1 protein-coding gene (running past one end of the window) is annotated in these 20,474 nt (G+C 66.2%); it reads right to left on the reverse strand.

Annotation, left to right across the window (positions count from 1 at the left end; translation table 11 throughout):
• A protein-coding gene (locus RhoFasB10_RS00260) for a non-ribosomal peptide synthase/polyketide synthase (protein WP_167674613.1) crosses the window boundary here: on the reverse strand, window positions 1-20,474 show its 3' portion. It continues 9,691 nt past the right edge of the window; only the last 20,474 of its 30,165 coding nucleotides appear in the window; its start codon lies beyond the right edge, outside the window — the gene reads right to left on this strand; the stop codon is at window positions 1-3.

Below are 20,474 nucleotides of genomic sequence, written 5' to 3' on the forward strand. Positions count from 1 at the left end.
TCAGCTGTCGACCACGGTCGACGCGGTCTCGATCATCGACGCGATCAGCGACGCATACCCTTCGGCACCGAGTGCGGGCAGGATTCCGGGAACCAACTGCGACAGTGCGACCGTGATCAGTGCCTCCGGCTTGAGCGTGGCGCCCATCGCCTTCGATACCGCACCGATCTTGGTGTTCAGTTCCTCGAACGTGACCTCGGTTCCGTCGTGGGTCAGTGCGACGGACGCCGGCGAGGCAGCGGCCGCCTCCGACACCAGCCCCGGCAGATCGTCGACCGTCTTGGCCGCCCGCTTCGGCGCGAACGCCGCACGCTCGGCTTCCGACAGGATGTCGATCGATCGCAGTGTCACCGACGGATCCTGCGTGACCGCGTCGAGAATCCGCAAGAACCTGTCCGCGAACTTCTCGACCGTCGAGCGCGTGAACAGCGCCGTGGCGTAGTTGAACAGCGCCTTCACATCCGTGAGGGCACCCGAGTCGTCGAACTGCTCGATCGCCGTGAGCTGCAGATCGAACTTCGCCTGATCCTCGTCCGCCGCGAGCGTCGACACCTCGAGTCCCGGCAGCGCGAACGTTCCGCTCACCGCGTTCTGGAACGTCAGCATCACCTGGAACAGTGGCGAGAACGCACTCGAGCCCGACCGGCCACCGGCCGTGCGTCCCATGGACTCCACGAGTCGCTCGAACGGTACGTCCGCGTGACCGAAGGCCGCGAGATCGGTGTCCTTCGTCCGAGACAGCAAGTCCGCGAACGAAATTCCACCGTCGACGTGGGTGCGCAGCACCAACGTGTTGACGAACATGCCGACGAGGTCGTCGAGCGCCTCTTCACCACGACCCGCCGTCGGTGTACCGATGGCAATGTCGTCGGTGCCGCTGAGTCGAGCGAGCAGCACGGCGAGCGCACTGTGCACGACCATGAAGACCGTCGCATTGTGCTCGCGCGCCGTCTTCTCGAGGCGGTGTGCGATTTCCGGACCGAACGAGAACTCGTACGCGGCACCAATCGTGGACTGACGCGGCGGACGCGGATGATCGGTCGGCAGCGGCAGCAGTTCCGGTAGACCCGCGAGTTCGCGGTTCCAGTACGCCAACTGAGTGGAGATGGCGCTGTCCGGATCGTCCTCGCTTCCGAGAACTTCGCGCTGCCACAACGTGAAGTCCGCGTACTGCACCGGCAACGGCGCCCACTGCGGAGCATCCCCTGCCGCTCGCGAGGTGTAGGCGAGCATGACGTCGCGGATCAACGGACGCATCGAGAATCCGTCGGCCGTGATGTGATGCGCGACGAGTGCGAACACGTACTCGCTCTCGCCGAGCGAGAACAGAGCCGCTCGCACCGGGACCTCGGTCGTCACGTCGAACCCGGCGCCCAGTACGGCACCGACCCGTTCGTAGACCTCCGACTCGGACACCGAAATCGGTGTCAGATCCGGGAGCGCGTCGGCAACGGGGCCGATGACCTGGATCGGGCCGGTCTCGCTGTCGGGGTACGTCGTGCGCAGTACCTCGTGACGCTCGACGACGTCGGCCATCGCAGCCGCGAACGCGTCGGTGTCGAGCGCGCCCGAGAATCGAACGGCCGCAGGGATGTTGTACGCCGCCGACTCGGGATCGACCTGGTTCAGCGTCCACATGCGCTGCTGCGCGAGCGACAGAGGAATCGCCGCAGGCCGTTCCCGCGCGACGAGTGGCACACGAGCGCCACCGCCGACGAGGGGCTGGATCCGCGCGGCCAATGCCTCGACGGTCGACGCCTCGAACAGCGCCCGCACCGGGATCTGCGTGTCCAGTGCGGCACCGAGCCGGGACACGACCTGCGTCGCGATCAGCGAGTTGCCGCCGAGCTCGAAGAAGTCGTCGTCCAGTCCGATCCGATCCAGTCCGAGCACATCGGCCAGCGTCCGGACCACCACTTCCTCGACCGGGTTGGTCGGTGCTCGGAATTCTCGAGCGACGACCTCCGGCTTCGGCAGCGCCTTGCGATCGAGCTTTCCGTTCGTGTTCAGCGGCAACGCATCCAGCACGACGTAGGCCGACGGCACCATGTACGACGGCAGGCTCGACGTCAGTGCCGCACGAGACGACGCGACATCGAACTCGCCGGCAGCAGGCACGACGTACGCCACGAGCTGATCACCTGTACGGCCGTCGTTGTGCACGGTCACCGCCGCCTCGCGGACGGCGTCCTGATCGCGCAGCGCCGTCTCGATCTCACCGAGCTCGATACGGTAACCGCGCACCTTGACCTGGAAGTCCACGCGCTCGACATAGTCGAGTTCGCCTGCGGCAGTCCACTTCACGACGTCACCCGTGCGGTACATACGCGTGCCGTCGGTCTGGTCACTCCGCAGGCTACGCTCCTGGCCACTCGAGAACGGGTTCGCGACGAACCGATCCGACGTCAGGTCTGCCCGGCCGTGGTATCCGCGCGCCAACTGCGCACCGGCCAGGTACAGCTCGCCGCTGACGCCGACCGGAACCGGCTGCAGGCGACTGTCGAGGACCAGCACCTCGCTGTTCCATTCGGGCCGGCCGATCGGAACGGACGTCACGTCCGCATCGGTGACGAGGTGCGACGTGATCGACACCGCCGCCTCGGTCGGTCCGTACAGGTTGAACAGTTCTGCCGAGTTGTGCCGGCGGAATGCACGAGCGGTTGCGGGCGGGAGCGCCTCACCGATCGCGAGGACGCGTCGCAACGTAGTCGGCAACGTGCCACCGGCGACGGTCGTCAACATCGACAACATCGACGGCACGGCATGCAGGGTCGTGACTGCGTGATCGCGCATCAACGCGAGCAGGTAGTCCGGATCGCGGTGTCCGTCTGCCGTGGCGACGACGATGCTTCCGCCCGACGTCAGCGCGGACCAGAACTCCCACACCGACAGGTCGAAGGTCGCAACCGTCTTCAGCAGCACCGAATCCGTTGCATCCATACCGAACTCGGCGTGCTTCCACAGCAGCTGGTTGACGATGGCGCCGTGCGTCACAGCAACACCCTTGGGCTTGCCCGTCGAACCGGACGTGAAGATCACGTATGCGGTGTTATCCGGACGCAGCGGCAGAAGCCGTTCCTCCGGTGCGATCGGCGACGCGTCGGAGCAGGCGTTCTCGAGCTCCGAGAGCGCGACCGAACCCGAGCCGATGTCCTCGCCTGCGGTGATCACGCAGACCGGATCGGCGACGTCGAGGATGTACTCGACCCGCTCGGCGGGCTGATCCGGATCGATCGGCACATACGCGCCACCTGCCTTCACGATGGCGTACATGCCGACGAGCAGGTCCACCGACCGTCGAATGGCCAAGCCGACCAACGACTCCGGTCCGACGCCACGTTCGACGAGTGCGCGTGCGACACGGTTGACACGGGCATCGAAATCTCCGTACGACAGCGACTCGCCCTCGTACACCAACGCCGTTGCCGCCGGATCGCGACGCACCTGCGCGTCGAACAGGTCGACGAGTGTTGCGCTCGAATCCGTGTCGTGACCGGTGTCGTTCCAGCCGGACACCAACGCGTCACGTTCGTCGTCGTCGAGGATCGTGATGTCGCCGACGGCCGTCGACGGCGCCTGCGTCACGGACTCCAACACGCGCACGAAACGCTCGACGATCGTTTCGACCGTTCCGCGTTCGAACAGATCCGTCGCGTACGTCATGATCGCCTCGAAACCTGCGGGCGCACCGTCGTCGTCGTAATGATCGGCGAGGATGAGATGCAGATCGAACTGCGAGTTGCCGGAATCCGCGTCGACTGCCGAGACCGTCAGGTCGCCGAGCTCCAGGCTGCTTCGTGCCACGTTCTGGAACGAGAAGCCCACCTGGAACAGCGGATGACGCGCCGTCGACCGTGCCGGGTTGAGCACCTCGACGAGACGCTCGAACGGCACGTCCGCGTTGGCGAACGCCTGCAGATCCGTCTCGCGAGCCGTCGCGAGCAGGTCCACGAAGCTGCGCTCGCCTGTCACGTCGAGTCGGAAGACCAACGTGTTGACGAACATGCCGACGAGGTTGTCGAGCACGGCCTCACCGCGGCCTGCGATCGGCGTTCCGACAGCGATGTCCGTCATGCCGGACAGGCGCGACAGCAGCACCGAGAACGCCGCGTGGACGGCCATGAACACCGTCGCGTTGTTCTCGCGTGCCAGATCCTGCAGTGCCGCATGGGTTGTCGCCGGCACCGCGAATTCGACGCGATCGCCCCGGAAGCTCTGATCTGCAGGCCGCGGCTTGTCGATCGGAAGCGTCAGCTGGTCGGGCAGATCGGCGAGTTCGCTCTTCCAGTACTCGAGCTGGCGTGCACCGACCGATGTCGGATCGTCCTCGTCACCGAGCACGTCCCGTTGCCACAGCGCGTAGTCCGCGTACTGCACCGGCAGGGGTGCCCAATCCGGGGACTGCCCGTGAGTGCGGGCGCCGTACGCCGTCATCAGATCGGTCATGACCGGCACTGCCGACGAGCCGTCGGCCGAGATGTGGTGCACGACCATCGCGAGGACGTACTCCGGTACGTCGCCGTCGATGCGGAACAGCGTGATGCGCACCGGCACTTCGCTGGTCACGTCGAACTGCGTCGCCGCGAGCGCGAGCACCTTCTCGGTGACCGCTGCCGCGTCGACCGACTCGACGGTCAGCGCGATGCCTGCCTGCTCCGGCGTCAGAACCTTCTGTGCCGGACCGGAATCGGTGTTCGGGTAGACCGTGCGCAGCGTTTCGTGGCGTGCGACGAGGTCGCCGATCGCCTCGGCGAACGCATCCTCGTCGAGCTCGCCCGACAGACGCAGAGCCATCGGAATGTTGTACGCGGTCGACGCACTGTCGAATCGGTTGAGGAACCACATGCGGCGCTGCGCGAGGGACAGAGGCACATGCTGCGGACGCTCGCGCGCCACCAGTTCCTGACGACCGCCGGCACCGACCGACGACTCGACCCGTCCGGCCAGGTCACCGACCGAAGATGCCTCGAACAGAAGCCGAACCGGAACCTGCGTGTCGAGCGCTGCCCCGAGCCGCGACACGACCTGCGTCGCGATCAACGAGTTACCGCCGAGCGCGAAGAAATCGTCGTCGACACCGACCCGGCCCACACCGAGCACGTCCGCGAACACACCCGCAACGATCTCTTCCAACGGCGTCGACGGTGCACGGAACTCCACCGCCGCGGTCGTCGGCACCGGAAGCGCACGACGATCGAGCTTGCCGTTGACCGTCAACGGAATCTCCCCGAGCACCACGAACGCCGACGGCACCATGTACTCCGGCACCAACGTCGCCACACCCGACCGCACTGCCTCGACGTCGGCCGTGCCGACGAGGTAGGCGACCAGACGCGTCGCACCCGGGGTGTCCTCGCGCACGATCACCGCAGCCGCGGTCACACCCGGCTGCGCCGACACCGCCGCCTCGACCTCACCGAGCTCGATCCGGAAACCACGCACCTTCACCTGATCATCAGCACGACCGAGGTAGACCAGTTCTGCAGACGAGTCAGCCTTCTCGACCCAACGCGCGACGTCACCGGTCCGATACAGCCGGCCCTCACCGAACGGGTTCGCCACGAAACGAACCGACGACAGATCCGCACGCCCGAGATACCCACGCGCCAACTGCCCACCCGACACGTACAGCTCACCCGCAACACCGACCGGAACCGGCTGCAGACGGGTGTCGAGGACGTAGACACCCAGACCCGAGATCGGCGCACCGATCACCGACGCCGAACCCGCCGACGCAGCCGAGAGCGCACGGAACGACACGTGCACCGTCGTCTCCGTGATGCCGTACATGTTGACGAGAAGGGGCCCGGACTCGCTGCCGTCACCGTGACGCGCGAACCAGCCCTCGAGACGACGAGGCTCGAGCGCCTCACCACCGAACACCACGTACCGCAGCGACAACTCGCCCGCGTTCGCCGCACCGGCCCGATCGAGCTCGGCCAACTGGTAGAACGCCGACGGCGTCTGGTTCAGCACCGTCACACCCTCGGCGACCAGCAGCTCACGGAACGCCTCGGGCGACCGCGAGGTGAAGTAATCCACCATCACCAACGTCCCGCCGTACAGCAGCGGTCCCCACAGCTCCCACACCGAGAAGTCGAACGCATACGAATGGAACATCGTCCACACGTCGGTCTCGTCGAAGCCGAACGAGCCGTCCGTGTTGTCCATCAACCGCACCACAGTGCTGTGTGGAATCAACACGCCCTTCGGCCGACCCGTCGAACCCGACGTGTAGATCACGTACGCCAAATTGTCCGCAGACAACGGCGCACGGCGCTCGGCATCGGTGACCGGCTTCGAGGACCAGGCATCCGGATCGTCCTGCGTCACATCCACGACCGGAATGTCCGCCCCGCGCACACCCGCCATCGACTCCGCAGCCGACACCTCCGGCGTCGTCACCACAGCCACCGGCGCCGCATCCGACATCATGAATGCGATGCGCTCGGCCGGATACGTCGGATCGACCGGCAGATAACCCGCACCGGATTTCACCACCGCCAACAACGCAACGACCAGATCGGCCGAACGCGGAAGAGCCACCGCCACCAACGAATCCGAGCAGGCGCCCGCCGCGATCAACCGGCGTGCCAGACGATTGACCCGAGCGTCGAGTTCCGCGTACGTCGACGACACCCCGTCGAAACGCACCGCCACCGACTCCGGGTGCGCCGCCACGACCGCGTCAAAACGGTCGATCAACGTGTCCGCACCGACCGACACGTCCGGACCCGACGAACTCCACTGCGTCAGAACACGATCACGCGTGTCGGCATCGACGATGTCGAAGTCGCCGACCGCAGCCGACGCATCCGCAACCACACCGCTCAACACCGCCAGGAACTGACGGCCGAAACGATCGACGGTCGACTCCTCGAACAGGTCGGTCGCGTAGCTGATGTAGCAGGTCATGCCGCCCAACGCGCCGGCAGAGTCCGTCGCCTCCTCGAACGTGAACTGCAGATCGAACTTGGCGATTCCCGCGTCGAATTCGAGCGCTTCGACCGACAGGTTCGGCAGTTCCAACGCGGTACGGCCCAGGTTCTGGAATGCCAGCACCACCTGCACCAACGGATGCCTGGACTGCGAGCGCTCCGGATCGAGCACCTCCACGAGCCGCTCGAACGGCACGTCCGCGTTGGCGAACGCCGACAGATCCGTCTCGCGAGCATGCGCCAGCACGTCACGGAAACTCGTCGACGGCTCGACCTGCGTGCGCAGCACGAGCGTGTTGACGAACATGCCGATCAGATCGTCCAGTTCGGCTTCGCCGCGCCCTGCAACAGGCGTACCGATGGCCACGTCCTCGGACGCCGACAGCCGCGACATCAACACCGCGAGCGCGGTGTGCACGACCATGAACAACGTCGAGTTGTTCTCGCGCGCAACCACATCCAATGCGTGATGCAGCTCAGGCGACACCGTGAACGACGTCGTCCGGCCACGGTTCGTCGCGACGGTCGGCCGCGCGTAGTCGAACGGCAACTCGATTTGATCGGCCAGACCCGACAGCTGACGAGTCCAGTACGCGACCTGCTGCGACGCGATCGACGACGCGTCGTCCTCGGTTCCGAGCACCTCGCGCTGCCACACCGCGTAATCCGCGTACTGCACCGGCAACGGCGCCCATGCCGGAACATCACCCGCCGCGCGAGAGGCGTACGCGACCATCACGTCGGTCGTCAACGGCCGCATCGAGAAACCATCGGACGCGATGTGATGCACCACGAACACGAGCACGTGGTCGTTGCTGCCGCTCAGTTGCAGAAGCCGCACCCGCACCGGCACCTCACGCGTGACGTCGAACCCACCCGACACGATGTCGACGACGGTGGGAAGAACGTCGTGCTCCGACACCGTCACCGGAGTGAGGTCCACCTCGACCTCGGATGCCGGCAGCACGACCTGGTGGCCGACTCCGTCGAACTCGGGATAGATCGTCCGCATCGTCTCGTGGCGAGCGACGACATCCGAGATGGCCTGCCGCAGCGCGTCCCGGTCCAACGACCCGGTCAAGCGGATCGCCACCGGAATGTTGTTCACCGAGGACTCGGTGTCGAACCGGTTGAGGAACCACATGCGCTGCTGCGCCAGCGATAGCGGAATGCGTTCCGGCCGTGGACCGGCGACGAGCGCCGCCCGTGCGCCGGCACCCACGTGATCCTCGATCCGGCGCGCCAGCGCGCCGACCGTCGTCGCGTCGAACAGCGCGCGGACGGGAACCTGGGCGTCGACCGCCGCACTCAGGCGCGCGACGACCTGAGTCGCGATGAGCGAGTTGCCGCCGAGCGAGAAGAAGTCGTCGTCGAGACCGACTCGCTCGGCGCCGAGCACGTCGGCGAACACGTCCGCGACGGCCTGCTCGATCGGCGTTCCGGGGGCACGGTATTCGGCGGCAGCGACCTCGGGCTCCGGCAGAGCCTTGCGATCGAGCTTGCCCGACGAGGTCAGCGGCAGATCGTCCAACACGACGACCGCGGACGGCACCATGTACGACGGCAGCCGCTCCGAGGCGTCGGCGAGAACGGATTCGACTGCACCGGACTCGCTGTCGAGTCCGGACGCGAACACGATCCACGCGACGAGTCGATCGCCGCGTACTGCGACGACAGCGTGTGCGACGGAATCGGCAGCCACCAGCGCCGACTCGATCTCACCCAGTTCGATGCGCTGACCGCGCAGCTTCACCTGGAAGTCGGAGCGTCCGACATAGACGAGTTCGCCGTCGCCGTTCCACCGCACGACGTCACCGGTGCGGTACAGACGCCCTTCGCCGAACGGATTGGCCACGAAACGATCTGCGGTCAGATCCGGACGCGACGCGTAGCCACGTGCGAGCTGAACGCCGCCGAGGTAGAGCTCGCCCTCGGCACCGACAGGTGTCGGCCGCAAAGCGTTGTCCAGCACGTAGACCCGGGTGTTGTAGACGGGCTTACCGATGGGAACACCGCTGACGTCGGCAGAGGTGAACTCGTGATAGGTCACGTCGACCGCTGCCTCGGTCGGTCCGTACAGGTTGATCATGCGCGCCGACGGCACCGCCTGGGTGAGGCTCGCTGCCGTCGCCGACGGAAGCGCCTCACCGGACGCGAACACCCACCGCAAGCTCGTCGCCGTGCGCGCCGACGGTTCGGCGGTGAACACGGCCAGCATCGACGGCACGAAGTGCGCAACCGTGACGGACTCCGACACGATCAACTGTGCGAGGTACGCCGGATCACGGTGTCCGTCCGGACGTGCGATGACCATGCGGGCACCGACCTGCAACGGCCAGAACAACTCCCACACCGACACGTCGAACGTGACCGGCGTCTTCTGGACGACGACGTCGGAGTCGGTCAGTGCGTACTCGGCCTGCATCCATTCCAGGCGGTTGACGATGGCCCGGTGGCCGATCGTCACGCCCTTGGGCCGACCCGTCGATCCGGACGTGAACAGCACGTAGGCGCTGCCGTCCGTCGTCGCAGGACGCTCGGACTCCGTCAGCCGGCCGCCCTCGTATCCGTCCAGATCCAGCTGATCCAGGTGCCGGATGCGGACGCCCGCGCCGACGTCGAGGCCATCCCGGCCGGTGGTGAGGACCAGTGCCGCTGCCGCAGTGTCGACGATGTACTCGATGCGTTCGGTCGGCTGTTCCGGATCGACCGGAACGTAGGCGCCGCCTGCCTCGACGACCGCGTAGATCGCCACGAGCAGGTCGAACGAGCGACGAATGCCGATCGCCACCGTCGTCTCGGGTCCGACACCTTCACCGACGAGGTACCGCGCCAGACGACCCACACGGTCGGAGAACTCGCGGTAGCTCAGCGACTCGCCCTCGAACGTGAGCGCCACGGCGTCGGGTGTGCGCTCGACCTGCGCGTGGAACGCATCGAGAAGCAGCGCGTCGTCGACGGCGTGCTCGGTGTCGTTCCAGGTGTCCAGCACGAGTGCGCGTTCAGCCGCATCCAACAGATCGACGTCGCCGACGCGTCGCGTCGAATCAGCGGCGATCGCCTCGAGAATCCGCTGTACCCGTGCCAGCATGGCCGTCACCTGGTCGCGCTCGAACAAGTCTTCGAAGTACTTGAGCGTCAATCGGATTCGGTCGTCGGAGACGATCAGCAGTGTCAGCGGGTAGTGCGTGCTGTCGTTGGATTCGACGCCCGTGACCGCCATGCCGTCGATGTCCGACGCCTGCGCGGCGAGACCGGCTTCGTCGACCGGGTACGACTCGAACACCGTCAGCGTGTCGAACAATGTGCCGACGCCTGCGGCACGCTGGATGTCCGTCAGGCCGAGGTAGTGATGATCCAGCAGATCCGCCTGCTCGCTCTGCAGACGCGTCAGTGCGGACTCGAGCGATTCGGACGAGTCGATCCGGACGCGGACGGGCAGCGTGTTGATGAACAGGCCGACCATCGATTCGACTCCGGGGAGCGATGCGGGCCGACCGGACACCGTCGCACCGAAGACGACGTCGTCGCGCCCGGTCGACGCCGACAGCAGCATTCCCCATGCCGCCTGGACGAGCGTGTTGACGGTGACGCCGAGACGCGCACCCAGTGCGGACAGCGACGCGGACAGTTCCGCCGACATCGCGAGTTCGACGGCGCCTGCACGGGACGAGATCTCCCGGCCCGCTGCCGACGGCGCCAACAGAGTCGGCTCCGGCGCGTCCTCGAGCGCACGCGCCCACACCGCCGCCGACTCCACGTGGTTCCGACGATCGATCCACGACAGGAACGTGCGGTACGACGGGACGCGTGGCAGCGTCCCTGCATCTCCGTGGACCGCATACAGGACGAGCAGATCCTTCATCAACAGCGGCATGGACCAGCCGTCGATCAGGATGTGGTGGTTGGCGAACAGCAGCCTGAATTCACCGTCCGACAGCTTCACCAGCGTGAATCGCACGAGAGGTGCTGCGGCCGTGTCGAATTGCGTCGCCTGCTCCTCGGCCCGCAAACGCTCGTACGCCGCGGTGCGCTCGGCCTCGGGGACGTCCGAGAGGTCGTGCTCGGTCCACGGCACCGTCACATCCTGGACGACGACCTGAACTGACGAACCGTCCGCGGTCGTCACGAACGCGGTCCTCAGGTTGTCGTAGCGGTCCAGCAATGCCTGTGCGGCACCGCGGAGGCGCTGCGCGTCCACGTCGCCGGTCAGGGTGAGCACCATCTGCATGGTGTAGACGTCGAGGTCGGATCCGGCGAGCTTCGCGTGGAACAGCAGGCCCGACTGCAGCGGCGACAGCGACCAGATGTCGGTCGTCGACGGGTACTGCGTTTCGACGACGTCGATGTCGCGCTGGGTGACCTGCGCGAGCGGGACGTCGGACGGCGTCAGACCACCGGCGGAACCGTCGGTGACGTGCGCGGCGAGCGCGACGAGAGCCGCGACCCACAGGTCGGCCAGTTCCTGGACGTCGCCTCGGCCGATCGCGCCCGTCGGGAACGCGAACGTCGCGGCGAGCTCGGATTCGTCGCCGACACCGCGCACGATGGCGTTGATGTCGACCGTCTTGTTGGCAGGCATGTCCGCGTCGCCGACGACCACGAGGTCGTCGAAATCCGATGCGGGAACCCAGCCGTCGAGTCCCTCGGGCAGCTCACCCGTCGAGATACGGCCCAGGTAGTTGAAGCTGATCTGCCCGTCCGACAGTGCCGTCAATTCCGCCCCGGTCTCCCGGTTCATGTAACGCAGCAGCCCGTATCCCATGCCCTTGTCGGGAATGGCGAGCAGCTGTTCCTTGACGGCCTTGACCGCACGAGCCATCTCGCCACCGACGGCCAGCGCCTCGGCGGTGTCGACACCGGACAGGTCGAGCCGAACCGGGTATACGCTCGTGAACCAGCCGACCGTTCGAGACAGATCGGCTCCGGGCACCAGCTCTTCCTCGCGGCCGTGGCCTTCGAGCTGGACGAGCGTGGACGGCGCGTCGACGCCACGTGCCGCGCGCCACCGGTTGACCGCCACCGCGAGGGCAGTGAGCAGGCCGTCGTTCACGCCGCCGCGGAACGCGTCGGGAACCGCCGTCAACAACGCCTTCGTCACGTCTGCGGGAACGACCGCCGAGACGCGCTCGACGGTGGACGACACATCGATCGCGGGATCGAACGGCCGGTCGCCGAGTACCGGATCATCGGTACTCGAAATCGCCTTCCACACAGGAAGTTCCGCAATACGATCGGCGCTGTGCGCTTCCTCGTGCAAGGCGTGCGCCCAGCGGCGCTCGGACGTACCGACCTCGGGAAGCACCGGATCGTTACCGAGCGACACCTGCGCCCACGCAGCGACGAAGTCCGGCACGAGGATTCGCCACGACACACCGTCGACGACGAGGTGATGTGCGACGACGACGAGTCGACCGGATCGCCTCGGGCCGAAGTCGATCCATACGAACCGCAGCATGCGGCCCGAACGCGGATCGAGGTGGCTCATCGACTCGTTCACCGCATCGGACCCGATGGACAGCACAGCTGCCTCGTCGATGTCCGGGTCGACCTCGACGCGGTCGATCAGTCCGTCGGCCGGGACGGTTCCGGGTGCGGAAATCTCGAGACTCCACCCCTCGGAATTCTCGACGAGCGTCGCGCGCAGGCCATCGTGCTTGTCGATGACGGCCGCGACCGTGCGAGCGATGCCCTGACGGTCGATCGCTGCGGGAAGCTCCAGCGTGACCGTCTGCACGAACCGGTCGTGGGCACCGCCTAATTCTGGGTCGTTCCTGCGGGCTCCACTCCCGGCCCGCTCGATCATCAACTGCGCGAACGGCATCAACGGCATCGAGCCGACGCCACCGCCGTCGAGCTCCTCCAGAACGGCCTTGCCGACGACGTCGTCCGACGTCGCGACCGAAGCCAAACCGGCAACGGTCTTCTGCTCGAACACATCCCGAGGAGCGATGACCACTCCCCTGGCGCGGGCGCGTGCGACGAGCTGGATCGAGACGATGCTGTCGCCACCGAGCGCAAAGAACGAATCATCGATGCCCACGCGGTCGAGTCCGAGAACCTCGGCGAACACATCGCTGAGGACACGCTCGACATCCGTCTCGGCGTCGCGGAATTCTGCGGTGCTCTCGAAGACCGGGTCCGGCAATGCCTTTCGGTCGAGCTTGCCCGACGGTCCGAGCGGCAACTCGTCGAGCACGAGCACGAACGCCGGCACCATGTATTCGGGCACCAGTGCACCGACCGACTGCAACAACGAGGGCACGTCGACGGTGACGCCCGACGTCGGCACGACGTAGGCGACCAGCTGATCCTGTCGGACCTGGACGACGGCCTGCGCGACCGAATCGTCGACCAACAACGCCGACTCGATCTCCCCCAACTCGATACGCAGACCACGCAACTTCACCTGAAAATCACTACGACCGATGTACTCGAGTTCACCCGACGCAGTCCAGCGCACCAAGTCCCCGGTCCGATACAACCGACCACCCACATCGAACGGATCCGCCACGAACCGATCCGCCGACAAATCCGGACGACCGTAATACCCGCGCGCCAACTGCACACCCGCCAGATACAACTCACCCACCATGCCCACCGACACCGCACGCAGCCGGCCATCGAGCACATGAACCCGCGTGTTGAACACCGGCCGCCCGATCGGCACAACAGCAACATCATCCGAGGTGTACTCGTGGAACGTCACATCCACCGCAGCCTCGGTCGGACCATACAAATTCACCAACCGCGCCGACGGCAACACCCCCGCGAACGACCGCGCCGTCGCCACCGGCAACGCCTCACCAGAGGCGAACACCCACCGCACACCCGACGCCTCCGCTGCCGACGGCTCCCCCGCGAACACCGCCAACATCGACGGCACGAAATGCGCCACCGACACCCGCTCATCCCGCATCAACGACGCCAAATACACCGGATCCCGATGACCATCCGGCCGCGCCACCACCAACCGAGCACCGACCTGCAACGGCCAGAACAACTCCCACACCGACACATCGAACGTCACCGGCGTCTTCTGCACAACGACATCGGAATCGGTCAGCGCGTACTCCGCCTGCATCCACACCAGACGATTCACGATCGCCGCATGGCTGATCGCCACACCCTTCGGCCGACCCGTCGACCCCGAAGTGAACAACACATACGCCACATGCTCAGGGCGCAGAGGCCGGACCCGATCCGCATCCGACACAGGCTCATCGGAGAACCCGCCCAGCTCGACCTTGTCCACGAGAACGACATCCACACCATCAGCGGCGAAGCCATCCCGCGACGTCGACAACGCCACCGTCACCTGCGCCGTCTCCAGAATGTAGGCCACCCGCTCGCCAGGCTGATCCGGATCCACCGGCACATACCCCGCACCGGCCTTGATCACGCCATACAAACCGACCATCAAATCCAACGACCGACGCATCGCCACAGCCACCAACGACTCCGGACCCACACCCCGCGAAATCAAGTATCTCGCAACACGATTCGCCCGAGCATCGAACTCCGCGTACGACAGCGACTCACCCTCGAACACCAACGCCACCGCATCCGGCGACGCCGCGACCTGCGCATCGAACAACGACACCAACGTCGCCGCCGAATCCACCACGCGTGCAGTGTCGTTCACCCCGGCCAACAACACCCGCTCGGCATCGTCGATCAGATCGATGTCGCCGACGGGCTGAGCCTGATCGGCTGCGATGGCCTGGAAGATGCGCTCCAGCTTGCCCATCATCGATGCCACGTCGGCTGCGCCGAACACATCGGTGAGGTACTTCAGCTTCAGGTGCACCTGGCTTTCGACGGCGATGAGCAGCGTCAGCGGGTAGTGCGTGGCGTCCTCGAGAGCCACCCCTGCGACGGACATGCCGTCGATGTTCTTCGCCTGCTCCGCGAGTCCGGCTTCGTCGACCGGGTACGACTCGAAGACCGTGAGCGTGTCGAACAGCGCACCGATCTTCGCGTCACGCTGAATCTCGCCCAGGCTCACGTAATGGTGATCGAGGAGATCCGCCTGCTCACCCTGAAGTCTGGTCAGCAACGACTCGACGGATTCGTGCCCGTCGACGCGAACGCGGATCGGCAGGGTGTTGATGAACAACCCGACCATCGACTCGACACCGGCAAGTCCTGCCGGGCGGCCCGACACCGTTGCACCGAAGACGACGTCGTCGCTGCCGAGGGTGCGTCCGAGCAGGATGCCCCACGCTGCCTGCACCATCGTGTTCAGCGTGACGCCGAGACGTGCGGCCGAGGATTGCAGTGCCGACGACAACGACGGGCTCAGATCGAGGGAAAGCTCGTCGGCGTCCGCGGACACCGCACGGTTCTGGTCGACGGACGACAGCATCGTGGGTTCTTCGACGCCGTCGAGCGTCTCGGCCCACTTCTGCCGCGATACCGACGCGTCCTGCTCTGCCACCCAGGCCAGGAAGTTGCGGTACGAGCGCACCCGCGGGAGCGCCGACGCGTCACCCCGAAGTGCGTACAGCGCCAACAGGTCTCGCATCAGCAGCGGCGAGGACCAGCCGTCGAGCAGCAGGTGGTGGCTGGACACGAGGAAGCGGTAATCGCCCTCGGCCATCTTCACGAGCGTGAAGCGCATCAGCGGCGCCGACGTCAGCTCGAAGTGCTCCGCCTTGTCGCGGGCACGAACGGCCTCGAATTCGGCCTCTCGCGCGTCGGCGGGGCGATCGCTCAGATCCAGCTCACGCCACGGCACCGTGACCGAGTCGAGGACGAGTTGGACGGACGTGCCGTCTGCATTCTGAACGAACGCGGTCCGAAGGTTCGGGTACCTGTCGAGCAGTGCTTGCGACGCGCCGCGAAGCCGGTCCGCATCCACGTCGCCGGTCAGCTCCAGCAACACCCGCATCGTGTAGACGTCGAGCGACTGGGTCGCGATGAGTGCGTGGAACAACAGTCCGGACTGCAGCGGTGCCAGCGACCAGATGTCGGAGACGCCTGCGAAGCCGGACTCCCAGACGTCGATGTCGCGCTGCGACACCGGCACCAGCGAGATGTCCGAGGGCGTCAGGCCGCCTGCATCCGGACCTGCCACGTGTTCGGCCAACGCGCCGAGAGCGTCGGACCACAATGCCGCGAATTCCTCGACGTCCGAGCGCGACAGCACACCCTGCGGGTACGTGAAGCTCGCGGTGAGGCGCGGACCGTCTGCAGTGTCGACGACGGCCGAGTTGATGTCGATCGTCGCGTTGGCAGGCATATCCGGGTCGCCGGGTGCACCGACGTCCGCGAGCAGGCGGTTCGGCAACCACGCACCACCGGTGAGCTCCTCGGAGATGCCCTCCGTGCTGACCCGACCGAGGTAGTTGAAGCTGACCTGCGGTGCGGCAGAGGCAGATTCGAGGACGTGGGACGTCTCGCCGTTGATGTAGCGCAGAAGGCCGTAGCCCATTCCCTTGTCGGGGACCGCGAGCAACTGCTCCTTGACTGCCTTGACGACGGCACCCATCGACGGGCCTGCGGCGAGCGCAGCCGCGACGTCGATCCCGCGGACGTCGAAGCGAACGGGGTACGCACTGGTGAACCAGCCGACCGTTCGAGACAGGTCTGCACCGGGCACGATCGATTCTTCGCGTCCGTGCCCTTCGAGCTTGACGAGCGCTTCGGGCAATTCGACGCCGCGACGTGCGCGGAACTCGGTCAGCGCCAGGACGAGTGCTGCGAGGAGGCCGTCGTTGACACCGCCGTTGAATCGGGCGGGCACCGTCGTGAGAGTTGCTTCGGTGACCGTCTCCGACAGTTCGACGTCGACTCGATCGGTCGTCGACAGCGTGTCGACAGTCGGATCGAATCGACGACTTCCGAGCATCGGATCCGAACCGGCGAGAACTTCGGTCCACCACGTGACTTCGGCTTCGCGCGCACTGTCGTGTGCCGCGTCGACCAGGCCGTGCGCCCACCGACGCATCGACGTGCCGACCGGTGCCAGCGCGACGTTCTGATCGGCAGCTGCCTGGCCCCACGCAATGGCCAGGTCCGGCAACAGGATTCGCCAGGAGACGCCGTCGACGACGAAGTGGTGAGCGACGATGAGCAGAATGCCGGGTCGTGGGGTCTCGTCGACATCCGACACGAAGTCGAACCAGACGAACTCGAGCATGCATCCCGACTCGGGATCGAGCCGGTCCTTCGCGGCGTCGAGTTCGTGCTCGGCGCGCGCGAGAAGGTCGTCGTCCGAGATCGACGCGTCCAGCTCGACGCGGGTGATCATCCCGTCGACGTCGCAGGTGCCGGGTTCACGGGTGTGGAACGTCCACTCTCCGCCTTCGGCACGTTCGAGGACTGCACGCAGGACGTCGTGGTGGTCGACCACCGCAGTGATGGACCGCTCGAGCAACTCGCGTTCGATGCCGGTCGGCAGCGTCACCGCGACCGACTGCGCGAAACGGGAGAATCCGCCAGGACCGTCGACGATCGAGTGCATGATCGGCGTCAGAGCGAGCAGTCCGACGCCGCCGCCGGGAAGTTCGGCAACGACTTCACGCTCTTCTGCGTCGCCGAGAACTGTTGCCACCTCGGCCAACCCGGCCACCGAGCGCCGCTCGAACACATCGCGCGGAGTGAACGAGATGCCACGCGCACGTGCTCGCGACACCAGCTGAATGGAGACGATGCTGTCTCCGCCGAGTGCGAAGAACGACTCGTCGACGCTGACCTGCTCGACGCCGAGGACGTCGGCGAACACCTCGGCGATGATCCACTCGACCTCGTTGCCCGCAGCACGGAACGCCTGCTGCTCGAACACCGGCGCGGGCAGCGCCGCGCGGTCCAACTTGCCGACCGGAGTCAGCGGAACCTGGTCGAGCACGACGATGGCGGCGGGCACCATGTGTGCCGGCAGCGAGCGTGCGACGAAGGCCGACAGCTCGTCGACGTCGACGACCGCATCCCGAGCAGGCAGGACATAGGCGACCAGAGCCATCGTGCCGTTGGCCTGTTCGTGTCCGACGGTGGCGGCGAACGACACGCTGTCGTGCTGGACGAGAGCGGTGTCGATCTCGCCGAGTTCGACGCGGAAGCCACGGATCTTGATCTGGAAGTCCGAGCGGCCGACGAATTCGATGTTGACTGCTGCCGGGTCCTCCAACACCGCGTCGGAACCGAACGTCCAACGGACGATGTCTCCGGTGCGGTACATGCGGGCGCCGGGGGCACCGTACGGGTTGGCGACGAAGCGCGTCGACGTCAGATCCCTGCGCTCGTGGTAACCACGGGCCAGTGCGCCGCCCGCGAGATAGAGCTCACCTGCGGCACCCACCGGAACGGGGTTCATCCGGGCGTCGAGCACCAGAGCCGACATGCCGTGAATCGGACGGCCGACGGTGATCGGCATACCGGGACGCAACTCGGCGAACGTCGAGATGATGGTCGTCTCGGTCGGGCCGTACCCGTTGTAGTACTTGCGTCCCACCGCCCACCGGGCCAGCAGATCGGGAGTGGTCACGTCGCCACCGACGGACGCGACCTTCAGGCTGTCGACTCCCGTCGGGTCGACAGTGCCCAGAACGGCAGGCGTGATGATGGTGTGCGTGACCTGCTCGGTCTTCAGAAGGTCTGCGAGGTCCTCGCCACCGATGATCGACGCGGGCACGACGACGAGCGTCGCCCCCTCGGAGAACGCCGCCATCCATTCCAGTACGGACGGATCGAAGCTCGGTGAACAGATGTGGAGGAAGCGGGAGTCCGAGTCCAGGTGGTACAGATCGGTCGCGGCGTCGAGGACACCACCGAGACCGCTGTGCGTCACGACGACGCCCTTCGGTAGACCGGTGGATCCGGACGTGTAGATCATGTACGCGGCGTGGTCGATCGCGAGCGGCGCGAGCCGGTCGGCATCGGTGATCGGCGCGTCGGACTGCTCGGCCACGGTATCGGCGAACGCCGGATCGTCGATCTCGATCCACTCGGTCGCAGTCGGCAGGTGTGCCGAGAATTCGCTCGACGTGATGCCGAACAGGGCACCGGAGTCACCGAGCATGTGTTCGACGCGTCCCACCGGGTACGTCGGATCGACCGGCAAGTGGGCGGCACCGGCCTTGGCGACCGCCCACACCGACAGAACCATCTCGTACGAACGCGGGAAGGACAGCGCGACGATCGAGTCGGGTCCCGCGCCACGGTCGATGAGAACGCGTGCGATGCGGCTGGATTCGGCATCCAACTCGCGATACGTGACGGACCGGCCGTCGACGCGTACTGCGACGCCGTCCGGATTGATCTCGACTCCGCGGGTGAAGATCTCCGGCAGCGTTCCACCGTGGGTGACGTCGTCACCGTGGACGTGCGTCAGCCATTCGTACTCGTCGTCCTCGAGGATGGTCAGGTCACCGACCGGGCGCTCGGGTGTGTCGACGACGCCGCGCAGGATGCGCACGAAACGACGCGCGAACTTCTCGACGGTGTCGTGGTCGAACAGCGATGCGGCGTAAGTGAATTCGGCGGAGATTCCGGTCTTGGCCCCCGTCGAATCGGTGTGCTCGGACAGCAGCAGCGACAGATCGAACTTCGCCACGTCGATGTCGAAGTCGACGGCGCTGACCTTCAGCCCGGGCAGCTCGAAGCTGGTCTCCGGGAAGTTCTGAAAGGACAGCGCTACCTGGAACAGCGGGTGCCGTGCCGTCGAACGCTCGGGGTTGAGAATCTCGACCAGGCGCTCGAACGGGATGTCCGCGTGGCCGAATGCCTTCAGATCGGTGTCGCGGTTGGCCTGCAGCAGATCGACGAATCCCTTTGACGCGTCGACATCGGAGCGCAACACCAGCGTGTTGACGAACATGCCGATGACGTCGTCGAGTTCGGCCTCGCCGCGGCCTGCGATGGGCGTGCCGATGGCGATGTCGGACGTGCCCGACAACCGCGCGAGCAACACCGCGAGCGCCGAATGCATGACCATGAACAGCGTCGTTCCGGTCGTCCGAGCCAATGCGACGAGCTCGCGGTGCAATTCGGCGTCGACGAAGAACCGCGACGTGCCGCCGTCGAACGACTGCACCGCGGGCCGGGGACGGTCGAACGGAAGCACCAGTTCTTCGGGAAGGTCGTACAGAGCCGTCTTCCAGTAGTCGGCCTGTGCGGCGATCAACGACGCCGGATCGTTCTCGTCACCGAGAACCGAGCGTTGCCACAACGTGAAGTCCGCGTACTGGATCGGCAGCGGCGACCATCCCGGCGCCTCGCCGACGGTCCGTGCTGCGTACGCGAGCATGACGTCGCGAGTGAGCGGTCCCATCGACCAGCCGTCCGCACTGATGTGGTGCGCGACGAAGACGAGAACGTACTCGGTCGCCGACAGTTCGAAGAGCTCTGCATGCAGCGGCACCTCGGTGGTGACGTCGAACCCGGTCGCCACGATGGCCGCGATGCGCGGCATCAACTCGTCCTCGGCGATCGCCACCGGCGTCAACACCGGAACGGCCTTCTCCGTCGGCAGAATCACCTGTGCGGCAACACCGTCCGTCTCCGGGTACACGGTGCGCAACGATTCGTGCCGGT

It is taken from the genome of Rhodococcus sp. B10, from assembly GCF_011770055.1.
Classification (GTDB): Bacteria; Actinomycetota; Actinomycetes; order Mycobacteriales; family Mycobacteriaceae; genus Rhodococcoides; species Rhodococcoides kyotonensis_B.